The sequence below is a fragment of the Parvularcula oceani genome (assembly GCF_000733125.1).
GTDB classification, from domain to species: Bacteria; Pseudomonadota; Alphaproteobacteria; order Caulobacterales; family Parvularculaceae; genus Parvularcula; species Parvularcula oceani.
Genome location: NZ_JPHU01000037.1, coordinates 1 through 558, shown reverse-complemented (window position 1 = coordinate 558; position 558 = coordinate 1). Strand labels below are relative to the sequence as shown.

At 68.3% G+C, this 558-nt stretch carries 1 protein-coding gene and 1 pseudogene; both read left to right on the top strand.

Annotated features, from left to right (window positions below; all coding sequences use genetic code 11):
* On the top strand, nucleotides 1-304 hold a 304-nt coding region (locus IE88_RS16935; protein ID WP_036767571.1), incomplete at its 5' end, for an efflux RND transporter permease subunit.
* A gap of 71 nt (nucleotides 305-375) precedes the next feature.
* Nucleotides 376-558, top strand: a pseudogene (locus IE88_RS16930) (hypothetical protein); the annotation flags it as partial.

Genomic DNA, 558 nt, shown 5'->3' with positions numbered 1-558 from the left:
TCTCGACCGCTTCGCGAGAGAGGGCCGCCCGCTCGACGCGCTCGCGGTGGACGGCGCGGTGCTGCGGGCACGTCCCGTCTTGATGACAGCTCTGACGACCGCGCTCGGCCTTGGCCCCCTCCTCTTCGCGAGCGGGGTCGGCGCGGAGGTGCAGCGACCGCTTGCGACGGTCGTGGTCGGCGGGCTGGTGACGTCCACGGTCCTGACGCTGCTGGTGCTGCCGGCGCTGCATCGCTGGTTCGCGCCGAAGCCAAAGGTGGACAGCGCGCCTCACCATCTCGGCATCCTGCAACCCGCTGAGTGATGCATCCCGGGTCGCGCCGGAAAGGCGCGACCCGGCCCCTTCTCATCGAGATTCTACCGAAGAAGCATGCCATGACGAACGACCGACATTCCGGCAGGCTGGAACGTGTCCTTCGGTCGCCGAAGAGTTCGGCGGCCCTGACGCTCGGGGCCATGCTGCTCGCTTTCGTATGGGTCAACTCGCCCTACGCGTCGGCCTATGAGAGCGTCCACCACGCACTGGCCTCCGTGACCATCGCAGGGTTCGTACTCGCC